The 5,182-nt window shown below is 76.9% G+C and carries 3 protein-coding genes; 2 read left to right on the top strand and 1 reads right to left on the bottom strand.

From position 1 onward, the window contains the following. On the bottom strand, positions 1–1,327 hold a 1,327-nt coding region (gene selA, locus GQS09_RS26815), incomplete at its 3' end, for an L-seryl-tRNA(Sec) selenium transferase (RefSeq protein WP_165990128.1). Positions 1,328–1,579: 252 nt separating this feature from the next. Between selA and GQS09_RS26810 the strand changes: the two genes are divergently transcribed. Both GQS09_RS26810 and GQS09_RS26805 read left to right on the top strand, forming a co-directional pair. After that, on the top strand, positions 1,580–2,884 hold the full coding sequence (locus GQS09_RS26810; RefSeq protein ID WP_165990127.1) for a zinc-dependent alcohol dehydrogenase: 1,305 nt from the start codon (positions 1,580–1,582) through the stop codon (positions 2,882–2,884). 389 nt (positions 2,885–3,273) lie between these two features. Then, complete coding sequence (locus GQS09_RS26805) at positions 3,274–5,127, top strand: Dyp-type peroxidase (protein ID WP_313896358.1); 1,854 nt, start codon at positions 3,274–3,276, stop codon at positions 5,125–5,127. The last annotated feature ends 55 nt before the right edge of the window (positions 5,128–5,182 follow it).

Genomic DNA, 5,182 nt, shown 5'->3' with positions numbered 1-5,182 from the left:
GCGGTGCCGGTGCGGCACCTGCGGCAGCGGCCCGGACCGCTGCCGCCCGGACGGCGCCGGCCAGGTCCGCGTCCGCCTCCTCCGGGACGGCCCGCAGGTCCAGCAGGCAGCGGCCCCGCTCGGTCCGGCCGAGCACGGCCGGCGTGCCCCGGCGCAGCTCACCGGCGTATCCGGCGGGCAGCGACACCGCCGCCCCGGGCAGCGTCACTCCCGGCGCACCGCCGCCGCCGACCGCGCCGCGGGTCTCCACGGCGCGGGCGTCGATGCCGTCGGCGCGCAGCCGGTCCGCGATCCGGGCGGCGCGCTCGCGCAGCTCCGCCGGCCGGGCGTGCAGGGCCCGGTGGGTGGGGGTGGCCGGTCCGCGCAGGGTGGCCTCCAGCGCGGCCAGGGTCAGCTTGTCCACCCGCAGCGCACGGGCCAGCGGGTGCCGGGCCAGCCGCCGCACCAGGGGGGCCCGGCCGAGCAGCAGGCCGCACTGCGGGCCGCCGAGCAGCTTGTCGCCGCTGGCGGTGACCAGGTCGGCGCCGGCCCGCAGATGGCCGGCCGCGTCGGGTTCGCCGGGCAGCGCGGGGTCCGGGGCGAGCAGCCCGGAGCCGATGTCGGACACCACCGGCACGCCGAGGGTGGCGAGCTCGGCGATGCCGGTGGAGCGGGTGAAGCCGGTGATCCGGAAGTTCGACGGGTGCACCTTGAGCACGAAGGCGGTGTCCGGCCCGACGGCCGCCGCGTAGTCGTCCAGCCGGGTCCGGTTGGTGGTGCCCACCTCGCGCAGACGCGCCCCGGTGGCGACCAGCAGATCGGGGATGCGGAAGCCGTCGCCGATCTCCACCAGTTCGCCGCGGCCCACCACGATCTCCCGGCCGGCGGCCAGGGCGGTGGCGGCCAGGGCCAGGGCGGCGGCGCCGTTGTTCACCACGTGCGCCGCCGCGGCGTCCGGCACCCGCTCCAGGAGGGCGTCCAGGGCGGTACGGCCGCGGCGCCCCCGGCCGCCGGTGGCCAGGTCCAGTTCCACGTCGGTGGTTCCCGCCGCGGCCAGCACCGCCTCACGGGCGGCGGCCGACAGCGGGGCCCGTCCCAGGTTGGTGTGCAGCAGCACGCCGCTGGCGTTGAGCACCGGGCGCAGGCCGGCGGCGGTGGGCGGCAGCGCGGCAAGGGCCGCGTCGGCGACGGAGGCGGCGTCGCCGGGCAGTCCGCCGGTGCGGGCCCGGTCCAGAACGGCCGTCACCGCCGCCTTCACCGGGCCGTGGCCCAGCCTGCGGGCCGCCGAGACCAGCCGGGGGTCGGCGAGCACGGTGTCGGTGCGGGCGAGGCGGCGGCGCGGGTCCATCCGGTTCTCTCCTCCCGGTGACGTTCGCTTCCCCCGCCGGCACAGCCTCGCGCAACCGGGCCCCGCACGCACGGCGGCATGCCGCGCAGGGCGCATCCCGCCGGTCCGTTCCGGGCGTTCCGGCCGCGCCGGCGGTCTCCGGTACGGCCGGGGTCCACGGGTCCGGCCGTTTCACCGGTACCGGCCTGGCTACCCGTCGCCGCGTTCGCACGCCCTGCCGCAGCAGGGCCCGCAGCAGGACAGGGAGCACTCATGAAGGCCGTTGTCTGGCACGGCGTCGGTGACATCCGCGTGGAGGACGTGCCGCCGCCCAAGATCCACGATCCGTACGACGCCGTCGTACGGATCACCACCTCCGCGATCTGCGGCACCGATCTGCATTTCGTCCGCGGCACCATGCCCGGCCTGCAGGAGGGCCGGATCCTGGGCCACGAGGCGGTCGGGGTGGTGGAGGAGACCGGACCGGGGGTGCGCAACTTCCGCCCCGGGGACCGGGTGGTGGTGCCCTCCACCGTCGCCTGCGGGGTGTGCAGCTACTGCCGCGCCGGCTACTACGCACAGTGCGACAACGCCAATCCGGGCGGCAGACGGGCGGGCACGGTGTTCTTCGGCGGGCCGGAGGCGGCCGGCGGGCTGGACGGGCTCCAGGCGGAGTACGCCCGCATCCCGTACGCGCACGTCGGCCTGGTGCCGCTGCCGGACAGCGTGGACGACGCGCAGGCCATCCTGCTCTCCGACATCTACCCCACGGCCTGGTTCGGCGCCCGGCTGGCCGAGGTACGGGCCGGCGACACGGTGGCGATCCTCGGCGCGGGCCCGGTCGGCCAGTGCGCCGTCGCCTGCGCCCGGCTCCAGGGCGCCGGGCGGATCATCGTGGTGGACGGCGTCGCCGACCGCCTCGCTCTCGCCCGGGACCAGCATGCCGAGACCTGCGACTTCAACGAGGAGGACCCGGTGGAGGCGGTGCTCGACCTCACCGGGGGCATCGGGGTGGACCGGGTCATCGACGCGGTCGGCGTCGACGCGCAGCGCCCCGCGCACGGACCGGCGGCCGAGTCGCTGTCCGGGCAGGCCGAGGAGTTCGACCGGGAGCGCGACGAGGTGGCCCCCGAGCAGCGGCCCGACGGCGGCACCTGGGTCCCCGGGGACGCCCCCTCGCTGGCGGCCCGCTGGGCGGTGCAGATGGTGGCGAAGGCCGGCACGGTGGGCACCATCGGCGTCTATCCGCCGCAGGCGCAGCACTACCCGTTCGGCGAGGCGTTCATGAAGAACCTCACGCTGCGGATGGGCAACTGCAACCACCGCACGTACCTGCCGCACCTGGTGACCCTGGTGACCTCCGGGGAGCTGGACCCGACCCCGCTGGTCACCCGCTGGACGGACCTGCCCGCAGCGGTGGACGCCTACCGGACCTTCGACCGCCGCGAGGCGGGCTGGACCAAGGTGGCCCTGGGCGTGCACGCCCAGGGATCCGTCCCCTCCGGCCTGGGCACCGCCGCCGGCACCGGGACCTCCACCACCGGCGGCTCGCCGGCACCGGACGCGCGGCAGGGCTGACCCGGCACGGCCGGCCGGCGGACATCACCCTGCGCCGTCCGGGTGATTTCCGCCGGACACCGGCGCGCGGCGGCCGGGCGGGCCGTTAGGTACGGGACCGCGCCGCAGAGGTTTCCGGCCCTCCGTCCGCTCCCGCGTCCGGCACGGCCGGTGCGGAGCGGGCGGGCGGCCGGCAGCCCCGTTCCCCCTCCGGAGTGCCGATGGCCCCCTCGCCCGCCCGACCGTCCGCCGCCGTNGTGCCGATGGCCCCCTCGCCCGCCCGACCGTCCGCCGCCGTTCCGTCCGCGTCCGCGCGCCCCTCCCCGCCCTCCCCGCCCTCCGCTCCTGCCCCGCCCTCCACGTCCCCCGCTTCCCGGGCCGTCCCGGGTGCGGTCCCCGCGCAGAGCGCCGTGGAGGACGAGGCGCTGCCGCTGCGGCACAGCACCGACATCCAGGGCGACATCATCGCGGGCTTCCGCAAGGACCATGCCCGGCTGCTGTTCCTGCAGTTCGGGGACGCGGGTGCGGCCCGCCGCTGGCTCACCCGGCTGCGCCCCCGGATCTCCACCACCCAGGACGTGGCCGTCTTCAACGCCCGTTTCAGCTTCGCCCGGGCGCGCTCGGCGGGCGCCGACCCGGCGAGCCTGGCCGCGATCTGGCGGTCCGTCGGCTTCACCTGGGACGGTCTGGTGACCCTGGCGGGCTCCCCGCCGGTCAGCGACATCCCGCGCGGCTCCACCCAGGAGGCGCTCGTCCAGGGCTGTGCCCGGCGGGCCGGCATGCTGGGCGACACCGGCCGCAGCGCACCGGAGAACTGGCTGTTCGGCGCCCCGCACAACGAGCCGGTGCACGCCGTGCTCACCCTGGCCGCGGACCGCCCGGAGGATCTGCGGGCGGCGATGGCCTGGGAGCGGCAGGAGCTGAAGCTGCACGGCGTGCGCATGGTCTTCGAGCAGGAGGGTGCCACCCTGCCGGGGGCCGACCGCGGGCACGAGCACTTCGGCTTCAAGGACGGGATCAGCCAGCCCGCGGTGGAAGGATTCGACGAGCCCGACCCGGAGCGTCCCGAGCACAAGAAGGGGCGGCCGGGCACCCGGATCATCCCGGCCGGGGAGTTCGTGGTGGGGCTGCCCCTGGACCACCGGCTGCCCGCCTGGCTGCCGCCGTGGATGAACAACGGTTCCTTCCAGGTGATCCGGCGGCTGGCGCAGGACGTCGAGGGCTGGCGCCGGCAGCTGGACCGGCACCTGGCCCGGCTCAAGGAGAACGGCGCCGTCCCCGAGGACGCCACGCCGGAATGGCTGGCGGCCCGGCTGGTGGGCCGCTGGCCCTCCGGCGCGCCGGTGATGAAGCACCCGGACGCCGATCCGCGGCCGGACCCGTCCCTGGAACCGGACAACGACCTCAGCTACGCGGACGATCTGGAGGGCCGGATCACCCCGCTGTGCTCGCATCTGCGCAAGACCAGTCCGCGGGACGGACTCAAGCCGCGGCCGGAGGCGCGGGAGCCGCTGGCGGAGAAGGGCACGCTGGACGGCCGGCGGATCATCCGCCGGGGCATTCCGTTCGGGCCGCCGCTGGATCCGCAGGGCGTGGACGGCGGGCCGAAGACCCCGCGCGGGCTGCTGTTCGTCTGCTACCAGTCGGACCTGGTGGCCCAGTTCGAGTTCGTGCAGCGCGCCTGGGTGGACCGGGACGACTTTCCCGAGCGTCCGGCGAAGGCGGGCCGGGACGCGGTGATCGGGCGGGGCGGCGAGGCGTCCTTCCCCGTGGTCCCGGCCGTCCCGGGGGGCGGGCCGGACGGCGACGGCACGGTGACGCTGTCCTTCCGCCCGTTCGTGCACACCGAGGGGGCGCTGTACACCTTCGTGCCCTCGCTCAGCGCGCTGGACCAGCTGGCGCAGGGCACCATTCCGCCGGGCGGCAGCGGGCCGCAGGACCGGGTGCTGCGGGCGCCGCTGGTCCTCCAGCGGTTCCAGGTGATCAGCTCGGGCCGGGCCCGGCTGCGGTTCGAGGAGAGCGGCGACCTGACCGTGCGCGACGAGAACGAGCGGCTGCTGTGGGCGACCACCGGTGTCGGGGCCGCGAGCGGGGAGTTCCGCACCGACGGGGTGCTGGCGCTGCTGGACGTGGCCGGCCTGCCGCTGTGGGAGACCCCCACGGCGGGCAACCCGGGCGCGGAGCTGGTGGTGGGGGCCGACGGCGACGTCGTGATCCGCGCCGCCGACGGCCGCCGGCTGTGGCACACGGACACCGCTCACTGACCGCCGCAGGGGCCCGCGCGCCGCGCACGGCGCACCGCCGCCGCGGAGCGGCGGG

Origin of the sequence: Streptomyces sp. YIM 98790, assembly GCF_011421595.1 — a bacterium.
Lineage (GTDB): Bacteria > Actinomycetota > Actinomycetes > Streptomycetales > Streptomycetaceae > Streptomyces.
The sequence above is the reverse complement of the archived record's forward strand: the minus strand, read 5'-3'. Positions and strand labels throughout refer to the sequence as shown.

What these genes read in the sequence shown, in the direction of transcription:
- GQS09_RS26810 (WP_165990127.1), top strand. Translation starts at nt 1,580, where the DNA reads ATGAAGGCCGTTGTCTGGCACGGCGTCGGTGACATCCGCGTGGAGGAC.